The 25,480-nt window shown below is 70.1% G+C and carries 21 protein-coding genes and 2 pseudogenes; 16 read left to right on the forward strand and 7 right to left on the reverse strand.

The features are described 5' to 3' along the window. Positions 1 to 50: 50 nt before the first annotated feature. The 4 genes from WME98_RS53160 (at position 51) to WME98_RS53175 (ending at position 2,238) form a co-directional block, all read left to right on the forward strand. Positions 51 to 317: a hypothetical protein gene (locus tag WME98_RS53160; protein ID WP_437949183.1), complete on the forward strand. Its 267-nt coding sequence runs from the start codon at positions 51 to 53 to the stop codon at positions 315 to 317. Beyond that, complete coding sequence (locus WME98_RS53165; RefSeq protein ID WP_437949184.1) at positions 314 to 457, forward strand: hypothetical protein; 144 nt, start codon at positions 314 to 316, stop codon at positions 455 to 457. Before WME98_RS53160 ends, WME98_RS53165 begins: the two co-directional genes overlap by 4 nt. Before the next feature lie 68 nt (positions 458 to 525). After that, the gene (locus WME98_RS53170; RefSeq protein WP_061628221.1) at positions 526 to 1,350 is read left to right on the forward strand and encodes an SDR family oxidoreductase; all 825 of its coding nucleotides are present in this window, start codon (positions 526 to 528) and stop codon (positions 1,348 to 1,350) included. 207 nt (positions 1,351 to 1,557) lie between these two features. Further along, a complete protein-coding gene (locus tag WME98_RS53175) occupies positions 1,558 to 2,238 on the forward strand; it encodes a universal stress protein (protein WP_437949185.1) in 681 nt (226 codons plus the stop codon). 148 nt (positions 2,239 to 2,386) lie between these two features. On the opposite strand, the gene WME98_RS53180 is transcribed toward WME98_RS53175, so the two are convergent. Both WME98_RS53180 and WME98_RS53185 read right to left on the reverse strand, forming a co-directional pair. Further along, on the reverse strand, positions 2,387 to 3,718 hold the full coding sequence (locus WME98_RS53180) for a DUF1552 domain-containing protein (protein ID WP_148313929.1): 1,332 nt from the start codon (positions 3,716 to 3,718) through the stop codon (positions 2,387 to 2,389). Between the two features lie 9 nt (positions 3,719 to 3,727). Further along, on the reverse strand, positions 3,728 to 5,428 hold the full coding sequence (locus tag WME98_RS53185; protein ID WP_437949186.1) for a DUF1592 domain-containing protein: 1,701 nt from the start codon (positions 5,426 to 5,428) through the stop codon (positions 3,728 to 3,730). Between the two features lie 74 nt (positions 5,429 to 5,502). Between WME98_RS53185 and WME98_RS53190 the strand changes: the two genes are divergently transcribed. The 5 genes and pseudogenes from WME98_RS53190 to WME98_RS53210 all read left to right on the forward strand — a co-directional run bounded on the left by WME98_RS53190 (position 5,503) and on the right by WME98_RS53210 (position 16,293). Continuing rightward, on the forward strand, positions 5,503 to 5,799 hold the full coding sequence (locus WME98_RS53190) for a hypothetical protein (protein ID WP_437949187.1): 297 nt from the start codon (positions 5,503 to 5,505) through the stop codon (positions 5,797 to 5,799). A 606-nt stretch (positions 5,800 to 6,405) separates the two neighbouring features. Continuing rightward, positions 6,406 to 13,124 (forward strand): annotated as a pseudogene (locus tag WME98_RS53195) (RHS repeat-associated core domain-containing protein). Between the two features lie 5 nt (positions 13,125 to 13,129). After that, on the forward strand, positions 13,130 to 13,741 hold the full coding sequence (locus WME98_RS53200) for a DUF416 family protein (protein ID WP_437949188.1): 612 nt from the start codon (positions 13,130 to 13,132) through the stop codon (positions 13,739 to 13,741). A gap of 35 nt (positions 13,742 to 13,776) precedes the next feature. After that, positions 13,777 to 15,093: an energy transducer TonB gene (locus WME98_RS53205; protein ID WP_437949189.1), complete on the forward strand. Its 1,317-nt coding sequence runs from the start codon at positions 13,777 to 13,779 to the stop codon at positions 15,091 to 15,093. 429 nt (positions 15,094 to 15,522) lie between these two features. Then, complete coding sequence (locus WME98_RS53210) at positions 15,523 to 16,293, forward strand: phosphoenolpyruvate--protein phosphotransferase (RefSeq protein WP_437949190.1); 771 nt, start codon at positions 15,523 to 15,525, stop codon at positions 16,291 to 16,293. 622 nt (positions 16,294 to 16,915) lie between these two features. Here the strand turns inward: WME98_RS53210 and WME98_RS53215 are convergent. Then, positions 16,916 to 17,149 carry a hypothetical protein gene (locus WME98_RS53215; RefSeq protein WP_437949191.1) on the reverse strand — a complete coding sequence of 78 codons (234 nt, stop codon included), beginning with the start codon at positions 17,147 to 17,149 and terminating at the stop codon, positions 16,916 to 16,918. Positions 17,150 to 17,319: 170 nt separating this feature from the next. Here WME98_RS53215 and WME98_RS53220 point away from each other — a divergent pair, with 170 nt between their 5' ends. Beyond that, positions 17,320 to 17,592 carry a hypothetical protein gene (locus WME98_RS53220; RefSeq protein WP_437949192.1) on the forward strand — a complete coding sequence of 91 codons (273 nt, stop codon included), beginning with the start codon at positions 17,320 to 17,322 and terminating at the stop codon, positions 17,590 to 17,592. Between the two features lie 198 nt (positions 17,593 to 17,790). Then, positions 17,791 to 18,861, forward strand: a complete 1,071-nt coding sequence (locus WME98_RS53225; RefSeq protein ID WP_437949193.1) for a hypothetical protein — start codon at positions 17,791 to 17,793, stop codon at positions 18,859 to 18,861. Between the two features lie 19 nt (positions 18,862 to 18,880). Here the strand turns inward: WME98_RS53225 and WME98_RS53230 are convergent, their stop codons facing one another. Next, a complete protein-coding gene (locus tag WME98_RS53230) occupies positions 18,881 to 19,603 on the reverse strand; it encodes an MBL fold metallo-hydrolase (RefSeq protein WP_437949194.1) in 723 nt (240 codons plus the stop codon). Positions 19,604 to 19,743: 140 nt separating this feature from the next. Beyond that, positions 19,744 to 21,726: a hypothetical protein gene (locus WME98_RS53235; protein ID WP_437949195.1), complete on the reverse strand. Its 1,983-nt coding sequence runs from the start codon at positions 21,724 to 21,726 to the stop codon at positions 19,744 to 19,746. 327 nt (positions 21,727 to 22,053) lie between these two features. Here WME98_RS53235 and WME98_RS53240 point away from each other — a divergent pair, with 327 nt between their 5' ends. After that, positions 22,054 to 22,713, forward strand: a complete 660-nt coding sequence (locus WME98_RS53240) for a hypothetical protein (protein WP_437949196.1) — start codon at positions 22,054 to 22,056, stop codon at positions 22,711 to 22,713. Between the two features lie 114 nt (positions 22,714 to 22,827). Here the strand turns inward: WME98_RS53240 and WME98_RS53245 are convergent, their stop codons facing one another. After that, positions 22,828 to 23,352, reverse strand: coding sequence for a hypothetical protein (locus tag WME98_RS53245; protein ID WP_437949197.1), 525 nt, complete (start codon positions 23,350 to 23,352; stop codon positions 22,828 to 22,830). Between the two features lie 480 nt (positions 23,353 to 23,832). Here WME98_RS53245 and WME98_RS53250 point away from each other — a divergent pair, with 480 nt between their 5' ends. The 3 genes and pseudogenes from WME98_RS53250 to WME98_RS53260 form a co-directional block, all read left to right on the forward strand. Beyond that, on the forward strand, positions 23,833 to 24,231 hold the full coding sequence (locus tag WME98_RS53250) for a hypothetical protein (RefSeq protein WP_437949198.1): 399 nt from the start codon (positions 23,833 to 23,835) through the stop codon (positions 24,229 to 24,231). A 55-nt stretch (positions 24,232 to 24,286) separates the two neighbouring features. After that, a complete protein-coding gene (locus WME98_RS53255; protein ID WP_437949199.1) occupies positions 24,287 to 24,463 on the forward strand; it encodes a hypothetical protein in 177 nt (58 codons plus the stop codon). Next, positions 24,460 to 24,774: pseudogene (locus WME98_RS53260) on the forward strand (ATP-binding cassette domain-containing protein); the annotation flags it as partial. The gene WME98_RS53255 and the pseudogene WME98_RS53260, both read left to right, overlap by 4 nt. 57 nt (positions 24,775 to 24,831) lie before the next feature. Here the strand turns inward: WME98_RS53260 and WME98_RS53265 are convergent. Continuing rightward, positions 24,832 to 25,014, reverse strand: coding sequence for a hypothetical protein (locus WME98_RS53265; RefSeq protein ID WP_437949200.1), 183 nt, complete (start codon positions 25,012 to 25,014; stop codon positions 24,832 to 24,834). Positions 25,015 to 25,217: 203 nt separating this feature from the next. On the opposite strand from WME98_RS53265, the gene WME98_RS53270 reads away from it, so the two are divergent. Continuing rightward, positions 25,218 to 25,445 (forward strand): hypothetical protein, encoded by a 228-nt coding sequence (locus WME98_RS53270; protein WP_437949201.1) that lies wholly within the window; start codon positions 25,218 to 25,220, stop codon positions 25,443 to 25,445. The last annotated feature ends 35 nt before the right edge of the window (positions 25,446 to 25,480 follow it).

Consider the following 25,480-nt stretch of genomic DNA (forward strand, 5'->3'; position numbering starts at 1 on the left):
TGGTGGCCTGGACTCGAATGCATGGCATGCAGTGTGCTGGGCTGAAGCGCATGAAGACGAAGCTGTCCAAGAAGCAAAAGAGGAAGCTCAACAAGCTCGGTCGGAAGGTCCTCAAGCCGGTCGCTGCGGTGACGAGCCTCGCGGCGGCGTTCGCGGCCGGGCTCTATGGCGGCAGGGCCAAAGGCTACCTGACCAGCGCGGGCACGACCGTGACCCGCAGGGTGAAGGGCTGGGCGAGCTCGCTGGGTGTCCCCCGGCTGGCCAATGGCGTTGCGGAGAGGGCTCATCCGGAGGTTGAGCTCGCGCAGTCGTCATGAAGAAGAAGACGCGACGAGCCCTGCGGAGGGCGGTGAAGGCGGTGTCTGCGGCGGCGGCGGCCATCGTGGTGGAGACGATCGGCGCCGCCGCGGGGAGCCTGCTGAAGGACGCGCTGAAGGGGCGGCGGCGCGCCCGCTGAGGCGTCCTGGCGCGGGCGTGCACGAGCGTCTCGCGCCTGGCGCTCTCCTGGGGTAGGTTCCGCCGTCGATGGACACCCGAACTTACTTTCAGGGCAAGAGCGTCCTCGTGACCGGCGGCTCGAGCGGCATCGGCCTGTCGTTCGCGCGGCTCGTGGCGGGCTACGGCGCGGCGGTGACGCTCGTCGCGCGCCGCCGGGCCCTCCTCGACGAGGCGGCGGTGGGCATCCGGCGGGAGCACCCGTCGGCGCGGGTCGACGTCCTGGAGCTCGACGTCAGCCGGTCGGAGGACGTCGCGCGGGCCGTGGAGTCGCTGCTCGCCGAGCGCCCGATCGATCACCTCGTGAACAACGCGGGCGCCGTGATGCCGGGGCGGTTCCTCGAGCTGCCGGTCGAGGAGTTCCGCGGCATGATGGACGTGAACTTCTTCGGCGCCGTCCACCTGTGCAAGGCGGTGCTGCCGGCGATGGTGGCGCGCGGGAGCGGCCATGTGCTCAACGTCTCGTCGCTGGCGGGCGTGATCGGCATCTACGGCTACACGCCGTACGCCGCGAGCAAGTTCGCGCTGATCGGCTTCTCGCAGGCGCTGCGCGCGGAGATGTGGCCGCACGGCGTCCGGGTGAGCGTGTGCATGCCGCCCGACACCGACACGCCGCAGCTCGCGTTCGAGAACCGGTACAAGCCCGCGGAGACCAAGGCCATCGCGGGCAACGTGAAGACGCTGGAGCCGGACGCGGTGGCGCGCAGCATGGCCGACGGCATGGCGCGCGGGCGGTTCGAGATCTACCCCGACGTCGGCTCGCGCGTGAGCGCGATCGCGCAGGGGGTGATCCCGGGCGTGGTCCGCTGGGTCTGCGACAGCGCGCAGCGGAAGGCCGGCCCGGCCGCCGGCTGAGCGCTCCCGGCCGCCGGCGCGGGGCTCGGCCGCGGCCGCTCCCTTCGACACTCCTTTCGTCCACGCATCGGGTGCGCGGCGAAGCGCATCGCCTGCGTCCCGGGCTCTTCCGGCGCCGCGCCGAGCGCGACCGCGCGCGGCGCGGCGAGAGGCACGCTCGTTGCGACTCGGTCGCGAGCCAACAAGGACATGTCACGGGAGGAAGCCATGGAATCGAATCCTTCGAGCACATCGGCCGCGACCAGGCCGTTCAACGTTCTGGCGGCGGTGGATCTCTCGCCGGCGAGCCGGGGCGTGCTCCTCCGGGCGCTGTGGCTGGCGAACGCGGAGGAGACCGGCGGCGAGGTGCACGTCGTGGCGGTGGCGGACAGCGGCCGGGAGATGCTGGGCTTGCAGGGCCTCGCCAAGACCTCGAGCGCGGCGGACGCCGCGGCCCGGCTCCAGGAGCTCGCGACGAGCGTCGCCAACGAGTTCGCCGTGCCGCCGCGCCCCCCGCACGTCGAGCGCGTGGTCACGCACCTGCTCACGGGCGATCCGGCCCGGGAGATCGTCTGGCTCGCGGCGCACGTCGACGCGGATCTCATCGTGATGGGGACGCACGGGCGCACCGGCGTGAAGCGCGTGCTGCTCGGCTCGGTCGCCGAGCGCGTGGTGCGGACCGCGGGGTGTCCCGTGTGCGTGGTCCGGGACAAGCACCACGACGACGCGTGGCGCATTCCGGAGATCGAGCCGCCGTGCCCCGACTGCCTCGCGGAGCGCAACCGGACCGGCGGAGCGAGCCTGTGGTGCGCGCGCCACCAGGGGCATGTCCACGCCCACGTCTACTCGGGCGCCGAGACGACGAGGACGGTGCGCCGCGCGGTGAGGCCCTGGGGGTTCTCGACCTGACGTTGCGTGCCGCGCGCAGAGACTGTGTGAAAAGCGTCGACGAGGCCGGCGTTCCGGCGGGCTCGCGTGCGATGGCATCGGGTACGTGCCGGCCGCCCGCCGAGCGAGCGCTGCGGCGCCGACCGGCACCCGCCAGCTACGTCGCCAGCTACGTAATGAGCGGACCTCTACACCACGAAGCGCGGCCGACCGACGTCACATTCATGCCGATCGCCCGGGCAATGCTGAGATAAACGTCGTTGTGATTGCGCCCGCCGGCGTCGAGCAGGCGCCCGGTCTTCCAAGCGCCTCCACAGCTGCCGGCGACCACGAAAGGTGCGTGCTGGGGAGGGTGGTCGGTCTCGGCGAAGTTCTGGGCGGAGCCCAGCTGGCTGCTGCCGTTCTGGGTCGAAAGGACCGCTGCGGTGTTGTCGAGCAGCGAGAACTGGCCGTCGGAGAAGCTCTTCAGCTTCTCGATGAAATAGCGAAACTCTTGCGCGAAATATGCCTGGAGGCGAATGATCTGCTGTCCCGGAGCGCGGTCCGGATCGCCGTGCGAGACGGAGTGCCAGGCCGAGATATCGATGTCACCGAACTTGATGGCTTCGTTGTTTTCGCCACCGCCCCACATCATGGATGCCACGCGAGTGACGTTGCAGGCGAAAGCCATCGCCATGATATCGAGATACAGCCGGCTGTGCTCCGGCATATCGTTCATCATGGTGTCCTTGCTCAGCAGCGGCGCCGCGAGCTTCGAGCACGAGTTCGAAGGCATGTCTGTGGGGATGCTGCCGCCGACATCGCGTTCGAGCGTGCGCAGCGACTCGAGGTAGAAGTCCATCTTGGTGGCTTCCTCCGGCCCGAGACGCCCGCGGAAGGACTGGACGTCCTCCTTGATGAAGTCGAGCACGCTCTGGCGGCGGAGCAGCGCCTGCTCGGCGGCGCTCGGCGTGTTCATGGGCGTGCCGTTGCCCGGCGCGGGAGCACCCCCGCTGATGCGGTCGGCGACGCGCTGATACGCAGCCAGCGGGTTTTTCACGCTGGGGATGAACCTGCCATCGACCTGAGACAGTCCGGGGATGACGCCGCCGTCGCCGGACGTCTGTCCGACCGCGATCTCCAGCGATGCCAGCGGGGTCGTGTCCTTGAGGAACTTGGCGAACTCCTGATCGATGCTGGTCGGCGCGCCGAGGCCGAACACCGAAAACGACGCCGAGCGGTGCGCGTTACCGGGGTCGCGCGCGAGCGTCAGGTTCTTGAACACCAGGATGTCGTTGCGCACCGCTTCGAGCGGCGCCATGTGCGGCTTGAGGACGAAGTCCTTTTCGCCTCCGGTCGGCTCCGATTGATACTGAGAGCCATTCGCGTAGCCGAACATGGCGACGCGCGTGATTCGCGGAGCGGTCTGGGCGTAGACGTTGTCGAACAGCCCAGAACAGAAAACGGTTCCGTAGCCGAGGCCACGGAGCATCGTACGCCGGGAAAACTTTACGTTGCGCATGGCGAGCTCCTAGTTCTTCCGGTCGATGAAGCTTGGCGATGCGATCACGCTCAGCACCAGCTGATCGATCGCGTTCTGTGAGCGCGCAAAATCGTCCACGACGCGCTCCTTCTCACAGGCGTCGAGCTCCGGCAAATCGTAACCTGAAGCGTAGGCGGCGAACTGCTGGGCGAAGCAGCCGTAGACATCCGGCTTTTGCGCCAGCTCGTCCACCAGCTCCACGAAGTTGGAAAATACGATTCCGGGTTCCTTATTCCCCTCGCTCGGCAGCGGCAGACTGCCGCTCGCATCGATCTCCTGCCCATGCTCCGTCGTCCTGAAGCGACCGATGGGATCGTAGCTTTCGAGCGCGAACCCGATGCCATCGAACAGCTTGTGACAGACGGCGCAGGCCGGGCTCGCATGAATGCCGAGTCTTTGCCGACCCGTGGCGTTCGGCTCGGCAAACTTGCCAGGATTCGGAACACCGCCGGGCGGCAGCGGCACGCGGTGGCACAGGATCTCTGCGCGGACGTAGGCGCCACGCCCAACGAGGGCCGTATCTTGGGCGTGCGCGTGGCCCCAGAGAAACGGCAGCGACGTCAAGATGCCTCGGCGTTCCGCCGGATTGAGCTCGCGACGCACCATGGCGTCGCCGGTCACCCCGCTCAAACCGTAGAGCGGGGCGGTGCGCTCGTTCACGAACGCGTACGTGCTCGTGAACAGCGAGTCGAAGCGACGATCCGCCCCCGCGTCGAACAGCACGCTGTCCGTGAACAGGCGCAGCTCTTCTTTCAAATCGGCGTTGAGCTCGGGCGTCGCCATCGGAAAGAGGTCGGCGTCTTTCACCGCGTTCGGGAGATTCTCGAGCTCCAGCCACTGCTCGAAGAAGTGGCTCATGGCCGGCGACGCCTTGTCGCGCGCCTCGAACAGGCGCTTGGCCTGGTCCAAGAGCACCGTACGGTCGCGCAGCTTCCCTTGATCTGCGAGCGCGGCGAGCTCGGCGTCCGGCGCGCTATCCCAGAGCATGTACGAGAGCGCCGAAGCGATCTCGTGATCCGCCAGCGGTGTCACCGCTCCGGTGTCCTTCACCGTGCCGAGCTCGGTGCGGTGCAGGCTGCTCGGCGACATGAACAGCGCCTGCACGACGCTCGTGACGCCTCCGGCAGGACCTGCGCCCTGCGCGGCCGTCTTGGCGAAGAGCGCGCTGAAGTCGGCGACCTCCGTCGCCGAGAGCGGGCGGCGCCAGAGCTTTCGCCCCGTTGTGGCGATGAAACCCTCCAGGCAACTGCCAGGCGCCAAGGTGGCGGCGTCGCACGCGATGCCGAACTTGTCGGGGTTCTGCAGCGCGTGCGCCCCGAGCTCTTCGCCGAGCGCGAAGTACACCTCCGCGAGGAGCGGCGCGATACGCAGCTGTGAGGCCTGGTTGGCGAAGCCGTCGAGCCGGGCCTCGCTCGGCAAGTTCGAAAGCGCCGCGGGCTCGATGCCGAACTCGTCGCGCAAGGTGTTGGCGAGCTGGCTCCTGGTCAACCGCCAGATGCGCGGCTTGGCCAGCGCAGGGGTTGCGCCGCACTCGGCCGCCGAATCCGTCGCCGGATCCGTCGAGTCCAGGGGGCTACCACCCAAGACGCCCGTGCACCCGCTGGCCACGACGACCGCGAGCGGCGCCGCAAGGCGAAGCGAACGGCCCTTGAATGAACGAAGGACACCGATAAGCTCTGCGACCGGCATGGCACGCTCTCGCTGGGCTAGAGAAAACTGACCATGGTAATAAATCAAAACGCGATCCGGACTTCAAGCTCCTCGTGGTGGCCGCCCCATCTTACAGCCATGAGCGACATATAAAGCCTTACGCGATCCGCCCAGCCTCCCGGAAAAACCTGCGCGCTCGCAAGCGCGGCGAGCTGGTCGTCATCGAGTCCGGTCCCGACGACGACCCCATCCCGCATGCGCGCCTGCGGCGCGACACCGTCCAGCTCTGGAGGCTTGAGATCGCCACTCATACCGGGCGCTGGGAGCCGACGGGCATCCGCGCGCCCCTCAAGGACATCCTCGACGTCCTGGTGCACGACTTCCCCTGGGTGCTGACGCCTGTCGTCTGATCGGGAAGGCTTGGCAAGACCTCTCGCGGAACCAGGTACGAACTTAGGCGACGCGGTACTAGTTCAACAACATCCACGCATCGACGACGGGTCCGCGGGCGGGAGGCGCTTGGCCTCGCTCGGCTCGAGGAGGTCGTCGCGCGTGAGCGCCGGGTGGACGGCGCCGGGCTGCGTCGAAAGGTCGCCGCAGAGCAGCGTCGCGGCTATGCCATGCTCGATCCCACCATCGCATCTTATCTCCGGCGAGAGGCGCAGCGACGCCCCGTGGCCGATCAGGCTGGCGTTCGGAGAGGTCGTGGACGTGACGGTCGCACGCCGGGGGCGATCGGCCGGTCGACCTCGGTCGATCGCCAGCTCGGAAGCCCGCGCGTGCAGGCCTATCTGGCTCGTCGGCGGGTCTCGCGCGTCATGAGCCTCGCACAGGCAGGGCTCGACCCCGTGGGCGACCTTCCGATCGAGGAGTGACGCGCGCAGCGCCTCCCCGGCGTCAGCGCCTCAGCGGCGGCCGCTTCCGAGCGAACCCTTGCGGGAAGCTCCTTAAGCGCTCCGGCGGGCGCTTGACGCGAACTGCTGCCCATGCCCCCCTCCGGGCGACGGAGGTTCGCGATGGCGCCGGTTCCGCAACGTGCTGTGCGTGCGTTGATCCCGCTCTTGATGCTCGTGAGCTGCGTGCTCGCGCAGGCGGGGTGCTCGTGCAGCCCCGAGCTCCCGCCGGTTCGTCCTCGCGGCATCATCGCCTGCCGGACGCGCGACCCGGGCGCTCCGCCGAGGGCCGGCCGTGCGCCGGGGGTGACGACCGTCTCCGCGGGCGCGATGGCCGGGACGTTCTCGGTCACGAGCAGCGGAGAGGCCGTGTACGTGATGCCTTTGACCGCCGTCCCGGGGCGGGCGGGCGTGGCGCCGCGGCTCGCGCTCCAGTACGACAGCAGCGCCGGCGAGGGCGTCCTCGGGGCGGGGTTCTCCATTGCCGGGTTGTCGGCGATCACGCGGTGTCCGAAGAGCCTGGCGCAGGACGGGGAGATCCGGGGCGTCCGATACGACGCCGAGGATGCGCTCTGCCTCGACGACAAGCGGCTTGTCCCGGTGGCACGAGCAGCAGGGACGATCGAGTACCGGACATTCCCCGACACGATGGTCAAGGTGGTCGGGCACTACGCCGCGGAAGGGGATGCGCCGGCGGAGGCGCTCTTCTTCGAGGCGATGATGCCGTCCGGGCTCGTCATCGAGTACGGCAAGAGCGACAGCGGCAAGCCGCTCGCGCTCGGTGGCGCCGCGCGCGCGTGGCTCGCGACCAAGGCGCGCGACGGCCGCGGCAACGCCATGACGTATGAGTACTGCTCTGCGGACGCCGAGGAGGGCTTCACCGCGGAGTACGCGATCGACGAGATCCGCTACACGAGCTTCGAGGGCGAGCCGGCGCTCGCGCCGTCGCGAGCGGTGCGGTTCGTGTACGAGACGAAGCAGCCGGCCGAGGTCCGCACGCGCAACGCAGGCGGCATGGCGCTCCAGCGGTCGCTGCGGCTCGACGAGATCCAGATGCTCGGCGCGGACGACGCGCTGGTGCGGCGATACGGGTTCACGTACGAGGCCAGCGAGGCGACGAAACGCATGCTCCTGACCGAGGTCGAGGAGTGCGCGGGCGACGGGGTGTGCAAGCCGCCGACGCGGTTTCAGTACAGCCGCGGCGAGGCGGGGTTTCGGAGGGTCGCGACGGACATCGCGGCGCCGACCTCCGGAAGGCGAGCCCGATGCTGTTCGACATCGACGGCGACGGGCTCGACGATCTCGTGGTTCCGGACGTGGTCGCCGGGCTCAGCACGCCAGAGAACCCCATCACCGGCTGGCTCGCCGCGCGCAATCGCGGGGCGAGCGGCTCCGCGGCCCCCTTTGCGCCCGCGACCCTGGCCCTCCTCGAGGACTGGGCCGTGAGCGCCGATCCACGCGGGTCCTCGGATCCCGAGCTCCTTCAGCCGGAGCTCGGGACGGCCCTGGATTTCAACCAGGATGGCCGGACGGACGTCTTCCTTCACGATGTCCATGACACCGGCAATACCTGGCTTGTCCTCCTGACCCGGCCGGACCTGACGTTCGAGGTCCACGACACGGGCATCCGGAGGCCCTTTCCGCTCGGCGTCCGTCCCGCGCCGCCCGGATTGCGCCTGCCCGAGGGCGCCGTGCACCTCGCCGATGTGGACGGCGACGGCGTGCCCGACCTGATCCAGTGCGACGACCACAGCCGCGCGCTGACCCAGAACCCGCTCGAGGCGACGTGGACCGTCCACCGCTGGAAGCCGGAGCGCGACGGGACGCCGGCGGGGTTCGACGTCACCGGGGAGTCGCTGGAGCCGCTCAACGGGTTTCCATGCGACATGGAGCTCCAGACGCTCGACCTCGATGCCGACGGCAAGGTCGATCTGGTCGTGGCGACCGTGCTGACGTTCAGCGATGGCACGATGCTCCCCGCGCCGACGTACGGGGCGCTCACCCGGCGGCACGACGGGGGCTGGGAGGTGTTCGACACCGAGCTGCCTCAGCCGCCACCCGGCGGCCGCACCATGTTCCTCGACGTGAACGGCGACGGCTTGCCCGACGCGGTGCAGTCGGGCTTCAGCCACGGCGGGCTCCGCACGACCCTCAACACGGGGCCGACCTTCGGTGCGCCGGCGATCGACAGCCTCGGCCCGGCGGGCGTCCTCGAGAGCCTCGGCGCGCTGGACACGTTCTTCCGGCTGGCGGCGCCCCTGGACTACGACGGCGATGGCTTGCAGGATCTGCTCATGCCGGTGCCGCCGGGCATGCTGCCGGGCTCATCGCTCGCGCTGCCCTCCTGGGCGATCCTCCAGGCCACCGGCGCGCGCGACGGGCCGACGTTCGCGCTGGTCGACCCGGAGATCCCGTTCGAGGCGGCGGTCGGGGAGGCCGTCACGCTGGCCGAGCCGCACGGGCCGCGCATCGGGGATCTCAACGGAGACGGGGCGCAAGACGTGGTTTTGCCGCTCGGGGGCGTGTTCAACGTCTTCCAGAACCTCGCGGCCGATCGGGATCTCCTCGTCGCGGTCTCGGACGGGATGAACGCGCACGAGCCGAGCGAGGCGGGCTTCGTGCCGAACGTGAGCGTCTCGTATGGCCACCTCACCGACGCCTCCATCACGAATGGCACCGCCGCGGGAGCTCCGGCGCGGGAGAGCATGCTCTACGTGTCGCGGGACGACGCGGCGAACGCTTGCGATTATCCGCGCCGGTGCGCGGTGGGGCCGCGGCGGGTCGTCCGCGGCTACGCGCTCAACAACGGCGCGGACCGGCCGCGGCGCTTCGAGGTGCGCTATCGCGACGGGCGCTACCACCGGCTCGGGCGGGGGTTTCTCGGGTTCGGGGAGCGCGTCGTCGTCGAGGTCGACACCGGCGCCGCGACGGCCGAGCGGTACGACAACGTCACGTTCGACGAGGAGCTCGAGGTCTTTCCGTTCACGGGGCAGGTGAAGCAAGAGTGGCGCTGGGCTCCGGGGTTGCCAGACCAGCCCACGCCGGAGCAGATCGAGCTCTCGTTCCTCGATGTGACGCGGGAGATGGTGCCCACGAACGACGGCGCGACCTACTTCACGCTCCCGACCGAGCGCCGGTTCCGGCGAGCGCAGGGCGTGTATCCGCCCGAGGGCGGCGAGGCGCCTACGGTGGAGGCGTACATCGAGCAGGTCGCGTCGGGCGGCGAGCCCGGGGGCGGGGTGGCGATCCTGCGCGACACGTCGACGAAGGTGACGGACTTCGATGCGTTCGGCAACGTGCGCGCCGAGGAGGTCTCGACCCGCGGCGTCGACCAGACGCTGGAGACGACGCGCACCTTCAAGAACGACACCGATCGGTGGGTGCTCGGTCAGCTCCAGACCGAGAAAGAATGCAGCGCGGCCGCGGGCCTCTCGCAGTGCCGCCTGCTCGGGCGCACGACCACGATCTACGGCGAGATCGAGACCGAGTCGATCGACAGCGACGATGGCATCCCGGACACGAAGCTCGATGTCGCGATTGCGCGGGACGACTTCGGCAACGTCACCGGGGTGACGGCGGACGATGCCTTCGACCATCACCGGGCGTGGAGCACGACGTACGACGCCGAGGGGCTCTTCCCCGAGACGCACGTCAACCCGGCCGGGCACACCACGCGCGTGGCGTTCGACGAGGGTCTCGGCGTGCTGGTCGAGCGGGTCGATCCGAACGGGCTCGTGACCGAGTGGAGGCACGACGGCTTCGGCCGCCTCGGGCTCGAGATACGGCCCGACGGCACGCAGACGGCGATCGCGCTGTCGCGCACCAAGGACGGCGGCCCGGACCGGGACGCCTGGCGGGTGGTGCAGCGGACCACGACAACCGGCGGCGCCGACGATACGGTCGAAGTCGACAGCCTCGGCCGCCCGATCCGGTGGTTCTGGTACGGACCTTCCGTGGAAGGCGCCACGGGCGAGCCGCGGCGCTTGATGCAAGAGATCGCGTACGACGCACGCGGCGAGCGCATCGCGCGGCGCTCGGTGCCGGTGACCGAGGGCACGCCGGACGACGACCTCCTCTACGACGTCTACGCGCACGACGCGGTAGGCCGCGAGGTGCGGCACACCACGCCGTGGGGCGCGGTCGTGGAGACCGAGTACGACGGCCTGCGGGCAGAGGTCACCGATGCGCTCGGTCAGGTGACCGTGGTCGAGCACGATCCGCTGGGACGACCGGTGACGGTCACCGACGCGGCCATGGGGGTCACGCGGTACAAGCATGGCCCGTTCGGCGCGCTGTCCACGGTCACCGATCCGGGCGGTGCGATCACGCGCACCACGCGCGACGCGCTCGGGCGCGTGCGGCAGCTCGACCATCCCGATCGGGGCACGACCGTCTTCACCAACGACGGCTTCGGCGAGCTGGTCTCGTCGGTCGACGCACTCGGGCGGGAGGCGACGTTTAGCTACGACGGCCTCGGGCGCACCACCTCGCGCGTGGACGAGGACGGCGCCGAGCGGCTCACGACCACCTGGACCTGGGACACCGCGCTGCACGGGATCGGCAAGCTCCACGTGCTGGAGAGCCCCGACGGGGACAAGACGTACGGCTACACCGAGCACGGCAAGCTCGAGACGGTGGCGCTCCGCGTCGCTGGAGAGCACGCGGCGCTGGAGAGCAGGCTCGGCTACGACGAGCTCGGCCGCGTCGAGACGCTCACCTACCCGACCCCGGCCGGCGCGGCGCCGTTCGTGGTGGCCCACGACCACGACGCGCACGGCCACGTGCTCGCCGTGCGCGACAGCGCGGCGCGCTCTGCCTACTGGCGGCTGACCGACGTGGACGGCGCCGGCCGTTACCGCGAGGAGGCGTTCGGCAACGGCGCCGTCACCGAGCGGAGCTACTACGCGGACAAGCAGCGGCTGAAGGGCGTCGTCACCCGCAGCGGCGCGACCGCGGTGCAGGACCTCGGCTACGGCTATGACGACCGGCTCAGCCTCACGCGGCGCACCGACGCGCTGCAGCCGCAGCACCGGAACGAGCGATTTCGCTATGACCCGCTCGAGCGGCTGACGTGCGCGTACTTCAGCGACGTCGAGAGCGACACGGCGCCGTGCGCGCTCCGCTACGACCACGATCCGAACGGAAACCTCACCTTCGCGCCCGACGCCGGCACGCTCTCGTACGACGAGCCGCTGCACCCGCACGCCGTCACCGGCGCGGGCGCGGACAGCTTCGGGTACGACGCCGTGGGCAACCAGATCGCGCGCCCGGGCGGGGTGCGGGTGAGCTACACGCCGTTCGACCTGCCGAGGGCGATCACACAGGGCGCGAGGACCGTCTCGTTCGGGTACGACGGCGACCAGCAGCGGATCCGCAAGACCACGCCGGACGAGGAGACGATCTACTTCGGCGACCTGGTCGAGCGGGTCACCGACCCAGCGACCGGGCGGGCCGAGCACCGGTATTACGTGCGCTCGCCGGAGCGGGTGGTGGCGATCGTGACCCGCGGCGGGCAAGAGCCGGGCACCCGGTATGTGCACGTCGATCACCTCGGCTCGGTCGATGCGCTCACCGACGAGGACGGCGACGTGATCGAGCGGCGGAGCTACGATCCGTTCGGCCAGCGCAGAAACCCGGTGTGGGGAGAGCCCACGCCGGCGTCGTTCGCCAGCGAGACGACGCGGGGGTTTACCGGGCACGAGGGCGATGACGAGCTCGGGCTCGTCAACATGAAGGGCCGGATCTACGATCCCAGGCTCGGGCGGTTCTTGACGACCGACCCGATCGTACAAGCGCCGCTCTCGGGTCAGAGCTGGAACCCGTACAGCTACGTGCGCAACGACCCGCTCAACCACGTGGATCCGAGCGGGTTTCAGCCGGCTGCTCAGGATGAGCAGGTCGATCCGGACGAGTTTCACAAGGATCCCGCGGTGCGGCGCATGCTGAACTGCGGTGGCGCCGAATGTAACGATCCATTCTTCCACCCAGAAAACCCGAGGGTAGAAGGCTCATTCGAGGCTGCGGAGGTCGGCGCGACGACGGCGCCTGTTGACGTTGGCACGACCGGAACCTCGTCGGGCTTCGCATCGCAGCCGGTGACCGTCTCGCCGGAGCACGCCGGCGCCGGCGGCCCCGGTACCGTCGTCGGCCAGACCTTGCTGGGCGCCGCGGAGGGCACGCGCGACCTCGGTCTCGGCATCGCACGGTCGCTGGTGCTGAACGCGCTCACGTTCGGGATGTACGGCGGCTACGAGCTCGGCGGCGCAATCTGGGCGGGCTACGAGCAGGACGGGATCTTCGGCGCGCTGAACGCAGTGAACCCGCTCTACCACATCGGGCTGGGCGCAGCGGACACGACCCTCGCGATCGACGGAGGCGACTACCGGGAAGCGGGCGCGGCGGGGACCAAGGCGATGATCCTCGCGGCGGCCACCGTCTTCGGGATGGGCAAGGGGCTGGGAGCGCTCGCGGAGGAGTCGGCGGCGGGAGGCGTAACCGCGACACCGCTGGCAGCGAGGGCACAGCAGATCCACAGCGCCCTGCATCCAGTCGCTCAACGGATGCGAACAACGGCGGCACTCGATACCACCGGCGACCGGATCATTGCCGGAGGCGGGCCGGACCTCACTCCTGCACAACGTGCGTTGCTCGTTCCAGGAGAGATCGGCGCGAGCCTGCCCAACGCCCATGCTGAGGCAACCGCACTCAGCCATGCGCAAAAAGCGGGACTATCGCCGCAAATGCTGGCGGTCACACGTTCTATCTGTCCGCAGTGCGCATCACTAATCGAATCGAGCGGCGGAGCACTGACAAGTCCAACAACAGCCACATGGCCCAGGTGACAACAATGCGAAAGTTCGACGAATCAAATCTTATATCCAACCTAGAACGCTTACCCATCCCCTTTCGAGTTGCTTTCGCAGCAGCTTGCGCAGAGCGACAAATGTCGGCCTACCGAAGATTCGCGACACAGAAAGGACAAACTTCGACGAATACCATGGATATGGCCCTAGATACGGTATGGGCGGACCCCAATGCGACCCCAAATGCGGCCGACCTCGAGCACCAGATCGAGACAATCATGGATCTGATCCCGCAGGAAGGCAGCATCGAAGGGCCGTGGACGCAGGATGCTACGAACGCACAGAATGCCGGCATGGCCGTAGCCTACGCGTTGCGCGCGAAGCTGGCTGGCGAAGCGCAGGAGGCCGCATGGGCTGCGCGAGTTGCGTACGAAGCGCTCGACAACCTTATCAGCAACAATGAGAGAATCGACCCGAACACCCCCGGCAATGAACTGCGTATCCTCTCACATCCACTTGTTCAAGCAGAGCTAGGTCGGCAGGAGCGAGACATTCGCACTCTACTCGCCGCAGACCATCGAGAAACTACCAGGACGGTCCAAGAGCTCCGAGATCGAGCAAGAGCCGATGCCTCCGCGTTCTTCGGATCGAATTGACGAGCACCGCACCAGTCATAGGCAACGGGAATCAAATGATTTGCCCCTGCGAGCAACGTCCTGAGACCGAGACGAGCGAAGACATCGCCCCGAGGACACACGGCCACATTCTCAAGCTGGCCACGATCGCGCTCCTCACAGCCTGCTGCTCCGAAGTTCCACCGTCGGCGACGCCCACCGCCATCCGTCACCGGCAGAACATCGAGCAATGGCGCTCCGCACAGGCGCTCTCCGACGCGTACGTCCCCGAGGTCCGGGCCCGGAACCTCGCCGCGCTCGGCAAGAGCCGCCACGTCCCCTTCGCCCTCTACATCAACTCCATGCACGAGCGCATCCATCCCGTGTACGAGGAGGAGCTGGCGGCTGCGCGCGAGGCGTACCCGGAGCTCCGCGGCGAGGCGGACAGGGCCGTGCTGCTCGAAATCGCCGTGAACCAGGGGGATAGCCGCCTGGCCCGGCTGGGCGTCGCCAGGTCGAGTGGCTCCGTCGCCTTCGACGTTGTCGCGCTCGAGGCCGTGCGGCGCGCGGCCCCCTTCGATGCGCCACCGCAACTGCTCGTGTCCCCGGGCGGCAAGGTCTATCTCCACTGGATGTTTCACACCGATCCGTACCGGGCGTGCGCCCCCATCAACGCACGGCCGTTCATGCTCGCCAGCGCGCCTGCCGCGGCCGCCGCCGGCCAGCAGCCCGTCCCCGGCCACCTGACCGGCGAAGACCGCTCCGCTCCCATGGCAGGTGCCGCGCAACAAGGTGCAGCGCGCCAGACTCCTTCGACTCGTTTCAGGTGGGCCTGTCCGTTCCCCGACGAGGCAGACAAAAACGGCATCGACACGGCAAGCGTTGTCCTCCAGGCTTCCGTGGGAATTGACGGCTCCGCCCGCTCGGTAACGGTCCTGCACGATCCTGGGAACGGTTTTGGGCACGCCGCAGCCGCGTGCGCCATGAGGAAGGATTACACCCCAGGAAAGGACCGATCTGGAGCACCGATCGTGGCCACGACGCCGCCGATCACCGTCCACTTCGTCAGAGGCGAGGCCACGACGGCCTCCATACCGGGTGCTGTGCAACTGGAAGCAGCGCGTCAGCCTCTATCGAGTAGCTCAAAGTGGGCGTGTCCTTATCCCGAGGAGGCAGACAAGAACGCCATCGACAGAGGCACCGCCGTCATCAAGGTGTACGTGGAGCCGGACGGTTCCGCGCGCTGGGCGCAGGTCCTGTACGACTCTGGGTACGGCTTCGGGTCGGCCGCAGCCCAGTGCGCCATGGGTCGACGCTACATACCAGCGAAAGACAGCTGTGGAGCACCGGGCGCTGCCTGGACGCCGCCAATCACCGTCAATTTCATCAGGTAGCGGCCCTGACCACAGACGAATCCCCCGCCTCTCGCACGGAGAGCCGGCCCCCCAGCCGCGTCGTGCGGCGCCATGACGAGCGGCCCAGCGGAGCCCCGGCGCGCCACGGGCAGGCCAACCCTGGCTGGCATCGCCGCGGGGCCTCAGCCGCGAGCGGGCAGGATTCATCCAGTCCAGCTGTACGAGCAACCCTGACCACGCCCGCGTGGGGGGACGCGCCAGAACTTGCAGCGCCGCGTGGAGGGACGCGCCAGAACTTGCAGCGCCGCGTGGGGGGACGCGCCAGAACTTGCAGCGCCGCGTGGGGGGACGCGCCAAAACTTGCAGCGCCGCGTGGGGGGACGCGCCTCGCCTCGCCTCACGCGCATCGCCCCGCCGGATACCTGCTGAGCGCTTGTCGATGCACACAGGCCGCGTTACCTCGGCCTCATGGCCAACTCCGCATTTCTCGCCCGCCGGCTCACGCCGAGCGGGTGTATCATTGCAGGAACCAAGCTCGCCGCTCACCGGGAGGCGTTGAAGGCGAAGAAGATCAAGCTGTCTGCCAAGGTCGATGCGGCGGTCCACGCCGTCATCGCGGCCACCGGGGCCATCGAGGCGCTCGGGAGCACCGACGCCACGATGACGGAGATCGACCGCGGCGCCGACCGGTGCATCGGCGCATTCAACAGCGTCGTCGATAGCGTCGAGCGCGCGTTCGATCACGACGGCATCCTGCCGCTCTCGGAGGACGAGGCGGCGCGCCGCAGCGACGCCCTGCTCGTGCGCTCCGAGGTGCTCTCGTCAGGCATCGATTTCGTCCGTCTCGTCTACTCCCAGCAATGGGTGCGCATGAGCGCGATGATCAAGGCGCTCGAGCGCAAGGACGTGAAGGCGGCGGTGGAGCGGCTCGGGCTCTCGGCCGAGGCCAGCCGCCTGCGGCGCTGGACCGACCTGTACGGCCAGAAGCTCGGCGTCACCGAGGCGAAGAGCGCGGATCCGGCGATCAAGGCCGTGGAGGCGTGGCACGAGGCCTACGGCACGCTCATGGTCCACGTACACGCCGAGTACGACGACGACAGGGACGAGACGCACGCGCTCCTCCGCGACCGGCTGCTCTCGCCGTACGAGGACGCGGCCGACGAGGTGCGCCGCGCCGAGCAGCGCGCCCGCACGGCCACCGCCAAGAGAAAGGCGCAGGCAGAGCCCGAGCCGATCTGAACCCTCGCCGCGCCCCACAGCTCCTGCGCGCCATCGATATCCCGACCCGCACAAGCAAGCATCGAGACAGGCGCTGACGAGATCTTCAGGATACGTACTTCTGCGACCGAGAATTTTCCTCGCGCCACCGGAATGCGTCCCACGACGCGCCTGACCAGCACGGTCACCCGCGCATCCCGGCGCCTCCCAGGCCTTCCACCGACAGCCCTGCTCTGGTACGTGCGGCTGTCGCCCGCAGGCCTGGCTCGGGCGTACTCCGTTCGATCCGAAGCTCGCCCAAGGAGACAAGGAGATCCGCACCCGTGCGCAGGAACACCCGCCTTGGCATCGCGCTCCCGCTGTGCATCGCCCTGCTGTCCGCCGCCGCGGAGGGTCGCGCCGAGGCGCCGCCGGAGGCGGTCGCCCGCCTCATGGCGCAGGCGAACGCCGCCGCCCGCGAGGACCGGCTCGCCGACTCGCGCGATCTGTGGATGGCGGTCTTTCGGCTCCATCGCTCCCAGGTCGCCGCCTGCAACATCGGGGCGCTGTCGCTCCGCCTCGGCGACGCGCCGGCCGCCGTGCGCTGGCTGTCGATCTGCAAGGAGATCATGCGCGCCCCGCGGACCCCCGAGGAGCGCGCGCTCTACGAATCCCGGCTCAGCGACCTCGCCCGCGCGCGCCAGCTCACCGGCGAGCTCCACGTGATCGCGCCCGCGGGCGCGCGGATCACGATCGACGGCGCGCCCGCCGAGCTCGACGGCGGCAACCCCGTCCCCGTCGCCCCCGGGCGCCACCTGGTGCGCGCCGTGCTGAACGGCGGCATCGCGACGGCCGAGGTCGACGTGCCGCGCGGCGAGGCGCGGGAGGTGGTGCTCACCCTTCCCGCCCGGCCCGCCGCCCCTCCAGCCCCCTCTGCGGCCCTCCCCGCCCCGCCCGCAGGCCCGCGCGCCGCGCCCGTGAGCCCCCGCCCCGCCTTCGCCCCGACCGCGGCCGGACCTCGTCGCCGGCGGCTTCGGGCTCTCCGCCACGCTGGCGGCGATCGGCGGCGTGATGCTCGTCGGCGCGGGGAAGAAGGACGAGGCGGGCCACGCCGCCGCGCGCGCCGCGGGGCCAAACCGCTGCTTCCGGCTGACCCGGCCGATGTGCCAGGAGTCGGCCTCGGCCTACGACGACGCGCGCGCCTACCGGGGCGTGGGCATCGCCGGCCTCATCACGGGCGGCGCCGCGCTGGCCGCCACGCTCGGCTACATCTTTTATCCGCGCGGCCCGGCCGAGATCTCGGCGACCGCGGGGGGACTCACGCTGACCAGCGCCTTTTGATTCGATCTCCCCCCTCGGCGGTGCGCCCGATCTGGCCGAAGGCCACCGCGCCCGCGCGGCGATCTGGCGAAAACTTGCGTGACGGCCGGGCGTCGAGCGCGGCATACTGCGCGCCTGAGACGACCTGGCAGACGACACCCCGGCGGATTGGGGCCGCCTGGATGTCAGCGCCGCAGCCTCGTGCCGGAGGACTGACGCATGGGCAGGCCCATCGCGCATTGCGCCGTAGCTTCCATCTTTCTCATCAGCTCAGCCTCGTTCTTTGCCTGTGGTGAGGGCACCTATCAGGGTGGAGCCTGCGCGACCACGGACCACTGTCAGTCGGACGACCAGAACGTGCCGGGGACCGTCTGCCTCGACGGACACTGCGAGTGCGGCGAGCCGGGGAAGGTCATCTGCTGCGCGCCCGGCGAGGAGGAGCCGGACTGCTTCCTCGCGTGCCGCCGCTGCGACGAGTGCGCGGAGAACACGGCGGAGTGCTCCGGGGTGCCCGTGCCGCCCGGGGGCTGCGAGAGCGACGCGGAGTGCGCAGGCCCGCCCGATCCACGGTGCGGCGTGGGGCGGTGCGTGGACGGCGCGTGCGAGGTGGAGATATGGCGAGGGCCGATCGCGTCGCAGCTCCGCGGCGATTGCAAGGACGAGGAGTGCACGGCCGAAGGGCGCGTGGTCAGCGTGCCGGCCTATGACGTCTACGATGACGGCAACCAGTGCACCCTCGACATCTGCGAGGTCGACGAGCCGCGGCATCTCACGCTCGAGGATGTCACCTGTCCTTCCTCCGGCGCGGGGCGATGCCATAAAGGCGCGTGCGTGCAGTGCTTTGCTGAAGACCCGACGCTGCTGTGTCCCGGCGGGCTCGCGTGCGATGGCATCTGGTGCGTACCGGGGCACTGCGTGAACGGCGCGCGAGACGCGGGGCTCGGGGAGACCGGCTTCAACTGCGGCGGCCCGTGCCGGCCGTGCCCGCAGAGCGAGCGCTGCGGCGCCGCCACCGACTGCGCGAGCGGCGTGTGCACGAACGGCAGCTGCATGATCCCGACGTGCAGCGACGGCGTGAAGAACGGCGACGAGAGCGGCGTCGACTGCGGCACGACGTCATGCCCGCGCTGCCCGCCGGGCCGGGGCTGCAGGACCGGCGCGGACTGCACGAGCGGCGTGTGCTGGAGCGGCGCCTGCGAGGCGCCCACCTGCAGCGACGGCGTGAAGAACGGCGATGAGACGGGGGTCGACTGCGGGGGCGAGGGATGCGCGGCGCCGTGCCCCGGTTGAGGGCGCCGGCGAGCGCCGCTCAGGTCGCCGCGTCGAGCGAGCGCGAGAGCGCGCGCAGCAGCGCGGCCCCGTCCCCCTCGTACGCCCGGCCGTGCATGCAGGCGAGCACGCGGGGCGACGTGGCCGCCAGCTTCTCGAGGAGCCGGGGCGCGTCGGGACCGTGCGCGTAGTAATCCATCGCCCGGCGCATGGCCTCGCTCGGCTCGAGGATGTCGTCGCGCGTGAGCGCCGGGTGGTCGGCGCCGGGCTGCGTGAAGAGATCGCCGCAGAGCAGCGTGGCGGTCGACTCCTCGAACAGGTAGCCGCACTCCCAGCCGTGCGGCAGGTGGGGCGCGTCGAGCCAGCGCACGCGGCGCCGGCCGAGCTCGAGGACCTCGCCGTCCTTGAGCGCCCGCGGCGCGCGGTCGAACATGTCCCCGTCGACCATCGCGGCGATCCGCCCGCACACCGGCGCCGCCTCCGGTGCCGCGTCGAGCAGCTCGTTCATGGCGCCGCACTCGTCCGACTCGCAGTGAGAGAACGCCACGTAGCGCAGCCGCTCGACCGGCATCACCCGCGCGATCGCCGCGCGCACCGCAGGGAAGAGGCGGCGCGGGCCCGTGTGGAAGAGCAGCGGCGCGTCGTCGACCAGGAGATACTGGTTGAACGAGAACGCAGCTCTGCCCTCCCCCACCGGGGTGTGGAGCTGGTAGGTGCCATCGGCCACCTCGGTGACCCGAGCCTCGCTCGGTGAGTCCGCCATCCGCTCCTCCTCTCGCGCGAGAGGCGCCGTTCCGCGCGCGCTCCCTCGTGAGCGGCCACCCTACCAGGGCGAGCCGCTCGCGAGAAGCGCCACGCCCGCGCCGCGCCGCTGCCGGAGGCGGCGCGCCGCGACGGCCGCGGTCAGTTCGCGAAGCGGAGGTTGTCCAGGAAGTAGGGCCCCGAGCCGGGGTTCACGGAGAGCTCGAGCGTGATCGACACGTCGCTCGGCGACGCGTTCAGCGCGGCCACGGTGGGCGCGGCGAGCGTGAACGTGACGGGCGAGAACGCGTTCCTGGGGAGGGGGGTGAGGCCGGCCGACCCGACGAACTGGTTGTGGATGCCCTTGGACGGGATCGAGATCAGCGCGACAAGGGTTCCGACCCACGACGGATTGGGCTGGATCGCCGACGTGAAGAAGTCGAGGCGCAGCTTGTCGCCCACCGGCGCCATCCCCGCCGTGCTGAACGGCGCGCTCTTGATCTGGCTCCACGCGTTCGGCGTCCCGACCCGGAGCGACCGGATCCCCTCGGTCACCCAGCCCGTGGCGAACGAGAGCGGCGCCTGCGACGACGTCCACAGGCCGGACCGCTCGAACCCGAGGACCGGATTGCCGAAGAGGAAGTCGCTCATCACCTGCTGGCGGAACGGGATGAACTCCTCGGCGAGCAGGTTCGAGATCTCGAAGCGCGTCCTGCCGGGCTCGCCGGGGATGTCCTCCGTCTGCTCGGAGGTGTGGGTGAAGAGAAAGGTGTTGTCGGGGATCGGCGAGGAGAGGCCGACGTCGTTGTTCGCGCCGCTGCCCTGGCTCTTGACCAGGTGGCACCCGGAGCAGGAGATGGACTGGGCGCGCGCGAGGAGCTGGTCGGGCGAGAGCGGGCTGCCCACGGCGGTGAGCTTCTGCTGGATGGCGGTCCTGAAGGCCGAGGGTCCGCTGCCGACGGCGTTCCGGTAGTTGTTCTGCTCCGTGATCAGGAGGGCCTCCCCGGCGCCGAACGAGGCCGGCACGAGCGTCGGATAGTCGAACCGGTTGATGTCGCCCGCGGAGGCGAGCGCCGCCACCGCGTTGTCGACGAACCACGACTGGAAGCTCGCCGCGCGAGGGTCGGTCGAGGCGGGGTCGAAGAGCAGCGCGGACGGGTTGTCGTCGACGTGCTGCGGCATTACGAGCAGCTGGCAGGCGCTGCCGGAGCAGTCGTGCGAGAGCTTGAACTCCCGGAGCGCCCAGTCGTCCTGCCTGAAGGGGGGAGGCCGCAGGAAGTCGTTGACGCGGATCTGCCCGCCGCCCGCGCTGAACCGGTCGATGTGGATGACGGGCGAGAACCCGGGGAGGCCGTCGAAATAGAAGTCCAGCAGCGCGGCCGTCCGGTCCTCCACGCTCTTCGCCGGATCCGACAGGCCGTGCCAGAACTCGACGACGGGGCGGCAGCCCTCGCGGCCGAGGCTGGGGGTCGGGTTGGGCAGCCTGGACTCGAAGATGATGAAGCTGCGCATTCCGCCGTTCAGCTGGATGTGCCCTCCCCGCCGCGCGAACACGATGCGGTGCTCGCCGCAATCGGCCCCCAGCGGGTCCGCGAGATCGAAGCGGTTCACGAGCGTCGTGGCCATGTAGAGCGACTCTTCCGGCAGCCCCGCGAACGGGTCGGTGTCCGCCTCTTGGCCGACGGCCCGGCTGCAGATCACCGGGAAGCCGTTGATGGACCCGTCGAAGCTCTCGGTGAAGATGCCCTGCGTCGGCGGAGGAGGGTTGGAGAGCACGACATCGTCGCAGTGCGGGCCGAGGGCGAGCCCCTCGCCGGCCTTCCGGTACGTGTCGAACATCTGACGAAACACCTGCAGCGGCGTGAGGCCCGGGACGCCGGCCTGGTCGACGAGCTGCTGCAGCACGTCCTTCAACGTGAACGCAGACACGATGTCGGTGTCCGTGACGACGAGGGACTTGCGGGGATCGATCGGGAACGTGAGCGCCTGAGCGTCGGCGCCGACAGCCTCGGCGACGCCGTCCGGCTCGCCTTCCATCGGATCACCCGCCGCGCAGGAGACCGTGGGGAGCGCGAGCGCAAAGAGCGCGGCGCGGCGCGCCCACCGCCGCGTCGTGGCGGCGGGAGACTCGCTTCGAGAACGCAACGTCGGGCTGGAGCAAGATGGGCCGGGAACCATGAAACCTCCTGAAAACCATCGAGACGAAGGCTCGATGCGTCGGCCTCATCAGCCGACAGAGCGTGGATGGCGCCACGGCTTTCCGCCCTTCGAGAAATTGTTGAGCTCGCAAGATTTGCGCGCCTCGCGTCGACGCGGCCCGGACCGGTCCGGGGCGAGCGACGAGAGGCGCCGCGGCCGGTGGCGAGGCTCGCCCCGAGCAGCGCGCCTACGACACTTCCACACGATACCCAAGTGCAGTGATCGGACGGCCGCGCGGCGCACCTCGGCGGACCGTTGACGCGGGAGGGAGCCATGCCCTCCAATGCAGGGATGACCTCGCTTCATCGAGCTCTCGCGCTCGTCGCCCTGCCCGCCGCGACTGCCGCGCTGAGCGCGGGGTGCAGCTTTCCCGATGTCGTCTTCACCGAGCCGGCGAGCTCGAGCTCTGGCGGCGCGGGCGCCGCCCCGTCGTCGGACGCGGCGGGCGGCAGCGGGGGCGCGGCGGGCGGCGGCGGGGGCGCGGCGGGCGGCGGGGGCGCGGCGGCCTCCGGCGGCGGAGGTGGGGGAGAGGCGGCCTCGGGCTCCGGCGGGCGCGGCGAGGCGACGTCGGGCTCCGGCGGGAGCGGCGGCGGGATGGTCGACTGCGACGCGGACGGCGACGGCTATCCGTCGATCGCGTGCGAGGGCGGCACCGACTGCAACGACAAGCACGCGCAGGTCCACCCCGACCAGCCCAACACGTTCTATGACACCCCCATCCGCCCCGGAGGCGGCTTCGATTATGACTGCAGCGGCCGGGAGGAGCCGCAGATCCCCGCGATCCGCTGCGAGCGCGGCGGGGCCTGCCGGGACGAATCCAACGTGTACCTGGTGGAGGAGGTCAAGTGCGGGGATCCAGGCCCGGTCGGCAGCTGCAACCTCCTCTGCCAGCAAGACGTCATGTACGCCGGGCTCAAGAGAGCCTGTCACTGATCGAGCACGCGGCGCGCGTCGGCTCGCCTGCCCGGTGGCTCGCCGAGCCGCCGCCGGCGAGCGCGGCCCGGAGCCGCCGCGCGTCGGGCACGGAGCGGCCCGCGCGCGACGGGCTCAACCTCCGGCCTGCCCGCTCGCCCCCCATCGCTCGATCGGCGCGTGCGCGATGATCGTCAGCTCGTTCCCCTCGATCGTGTAGTCCATGTCGAGCCCGCCCTCGGCCCGGACGCGCGCGAGGCCGAGGCCCGAGATCCCGTCGATCATCGCCGTCTCCGTGATGAGATCGTCGTAATGCTTCACCGGGTCGCTCGCGGTCTTCAGCGCCATGAGCCGCCGCTCGACCTCGCGCAGGCTCTCGGGAGACGCCTCGTTCCGCGCGCGGATCTTCATGACGTGCGAGCGCTCGTCCTCCTCCAGCGCGAGCTCGAGGGTGACGCGAGGCCCGGTGGAGTACTTCGTGATGTTCTCCGCGAGCTCGTGCGCGGCCATGTAGAACCGCGAGCTCACATTCGCGTCGTCCAGCACCTGGCCGCAGAAGCTGGACACCAGCCGCAAGACCGCCGTGGCCAGCCGCTCGTTCGGAAAGAACGTCACGCAGAGGAACAAAGAAGCGCTCTGCGCCTGCTTGGGTGATGACACGGCCGGTGATTCTAGAGGCTCTCCCGGGCGAATCCAACCATGACTTCCGCGGCGGCGCCCGTTCCCGCGCGGCCCCCGTGTGCCCTCGACGTCCCCCTCACCATTCCTCCAGGTGTGTCCGCGCCACCCCGACACGGCCCCCGGTGCGCCTCGCGCGCACCACGTCGCCGCCGCGCGAACACATCGTCAGCGGCGACCGCACAGGCTGGTGACGTGCAGCCTGAAAGTACCGTAATGCGCCGCACAGCGAGGGTTGTGTATCATCGCTTGTTCTGCAAGGCAGGCGGGCTCGTGCACGGCTCGTCCCTGCGCCGCGCGCGAGGCCCGAACGCGAGCCCGAAGTTTCCGCCTGGGTCGTCCAGACGAGGCGCGACATCGTCGTGGTGAGTCGCTAGCATCGCTCCCGGGCATCACCGATGTCGCGGATCGGCCGCATCGTCTCGACGCGCGCTTGTCGCGGACGAACCGAGGAGAGCTGACGTGAAACCTCAACAGAACCTCTGGAAGCTCGCGTGTGCGGCGCTCGCCGTGCTGTCCATGGCGTGGATCGCGGGCTGCGATCAGGGGGGCGGGGGCGCGGTCAGCGGCGATGGCAACGGCAAGAGCAGCCCGGAGACGGCCAAGGTCGTCAAGCTCGCGTTCGTGACGAGCGGATCCAGCGAGTTCTGGAAGATCGCGATCGCCGGCGTCAAGAAGTACGAGCAGGAGGCCAAGATTCAAGTCGACGTCAAGATGCCGCAGAACAGCACCGTCGACAACGCGGCCCAGCGCCTCAAGGGCATCCAGGACGGGGGCACTCTGGTCGACACCGGCGTCGACGTGATCGACAAGCAGAACGTCGCGGAGTTCAAGGCCAGGCTCGTCGCGCTGAAGAGGTAGCGCGACCCCGGCGGCGCGAGCGGCGGCCCCGCCGCCCTCGAGCCCCCTCCCGCACATGACGTTCGCCCCCGCTCCGCTCCCCCTCCCCGACCCTCCCCCGCTGCTCGCGATGCGCGGGATCGTCAAGCGCTTCCCGGGCGTCACCGCGCTCGCCGGCGTCTCCCTCACCCTGCGCGCCGGCGAGGTGCTCGCGGTCGTCGGGAGAACGGCGCGGGCAAGAGCACGCTCATGAAGATCCTCGGCGGGGCGTTCGCCCCCGACGAGGGGCAGATCGCCATCGACGGCGCGCCCGTCGCGCTGCGCGGGGTGCGCGACGGGAGGCGCCTCGGCGTCGCGCTGATCCATCAGGAGCTGATGCTCGCGCCGAACCTCGACATCGCCGCGAACATCTTCCTCGGCAACGAGGGGTCGAGCGGCCTCTTGGCCCCGCTCCGGCGCGAGGCGCTCCGCGCGGGGGCGGCGGCGCTGATGAGGCGCGTCGGCCTCTCGCTGCCAGAGGCGACGCCCGTCTCGGCGCTCACCGCGGGGCAGATGCAGATGGTCGAGATCGCCAAGGCGCTCTCGGTGAACGCGCGCATCATCCTCATGGACGAGCCGACGTCATCGCTCACCGCGGCCGAGTCGCGGGAGCTCTTCGCGATCGTCGAGAAGCTCCGCGCCGAGGGGATCGGCGTCCTCTACATCTCCCACCGCATGGACGACGTGCTGCGCCTCGCCGACCGCATCGCCGTGCTGCGCGACGGCAGGCACGTCGGCGACCTCCCGCGGGCCGAGGCGACGCACGACAGGCTCGTCGCGATGATGGTCGGGCGGGAGCTCAGCGGCCGCTACTTCCCGGAGAGGCGCGAGCGCCCGCCGCGCGAGCCCGCGCTCGAGGTGCGCGACCTGCTCGTGCCCGGCGCCCCCGCGGGCGTGAGCTTCACCGCGCTCCGCTCGGGATCCTCATCGGCTCGGCCATCACGCGGGTCATCGACAACGGCATCAACATGTTCCAGATCCGCTACAGCGACGACGGCGTCCGGCGCATCTGGCGCCTCGACCCGAGCTGGACGTTCATCATCATCGGCGCCGTCATCCTGGTCGCGGTCGTCTTCGACCAGGCGGTGCACCTCGTCCAGGAGCAGCGGCGCGCGCGGCGCGCGGCGCGCGGCGCTGACGAGAGCGCCGCGCCGCCGCGCCCGTTCGAGGCGCCCCCCACCGCGGGCGCCGGGTAGCCGCGCCTCGCCGCGCGGCGGCGCCTCCGTCCGCG

The organism is Sorangium sp. So ce296, from assembly GCF_051529605.1.
GTDB lineage: Bacteria > Myxococcota_A > Polyangia > Polyangiales > Polyangiaceae > Sorangium > Sorangium cellulosum_D.

Bases quoted from the DNA above. Each gene is read 5' to 3' on its own strand.
- WME98_RS53160 (WP_437949183.1), top strand. From the start codon at position 51: ATGAAGACGAAGCTGTCCAAGAAGCAAAAGAGGAAGCTCAACAAGCTC.
- WME98_RS53165 (WP_437949184.1), top strand. From the start codon at position 314: ATGAAGAAGAAGACGCGACGAGCCCTGCGGAGGGCGGTGAAGGCGGTG.
- WME98_RS53170 (WP_061628221.1), top strand. From the start codon at position 526: ATGGACACCCGAACTTACTTTCAGGGCAAGAGCGTCCTCGTGACCGGC.
- WME98_RS53175 (WP_437949185.1), top strand. From the start codon at position 1,558: ATGGAATCGAATCCTTCGAGCACATCGGCCGCGACCAGGCCGTTCAAC.
- WME98_RS53180 (WP_148313929.1), bottom strand. From the start codon at position 3,718: ATGCGCAACGTAAAGTTTTCCCGGCGTACGATGCTCCGTGGCCTCGGC.
- WME98_RS53185 (WP_437949186.1), bottom strand. From the start codon at position 5,428: ATGCCGGTCGCAGAGCTTATCGGTGTCCTTCGTTCATTCAAGGGCCGT.
- WME98_RS53200 (WP_437949188.1), top strand. From the start codon at position 13,130: ATGCGAAAGTTCGACGAATCAAATCTTATATCCAACCTAGAACGCTTA.
- WME98_RS53205 (WP_437949189.1), top strand. From the start codon at position 13,777: ATGATTTGCCCCTGCGAGCAACGTCCTGAGACCGAGACGAGCGAAGAC.
- WME98_RS53210 (WP_437949190.1), top strand. From the start codon at position 15,523: ATGGCCAACTCCGCATTTCTCGCCCGCCGGCTCACGCCGAGCGGGTGT.
- WME98_RS53225 (WP_437949193.1), top strand. From the start codon at position 17,791: ATGGGCAGGCCCATCGCGCATTGCGCCGTAGCTTCCATCTTTCTCATC.
- WME98_RS53230 (WP_437949194.1), bottom strand. From the start codon at position 19,603: ATGGCGGACTCACCGAGCGAGGCTCGGGTCACCGAGGTGGCCGATGGC.
- WME98_RS53240 (WP_437949196.1), top strand. From the start codon at position 22,054: ATGCCCTCCAATGCAGGGATGACCTCGCTTCATCGAGCTCTCGCGCTC.
- WME98_RS53255 (WP_437949199.1), top strand. From the start codon at position 24,287: ATGACGTTCGCCCCCGCTCCGCTCCCCCTCCCCGACCCTCCCCCGCTG.
- WME98_RS53270 (WP_437949201.1), top strand. From the start codon at position 25,218: ATGTTCCAGATCCGCTACAGCGACGACGGCGTCCGGCGCATCTGGCGC.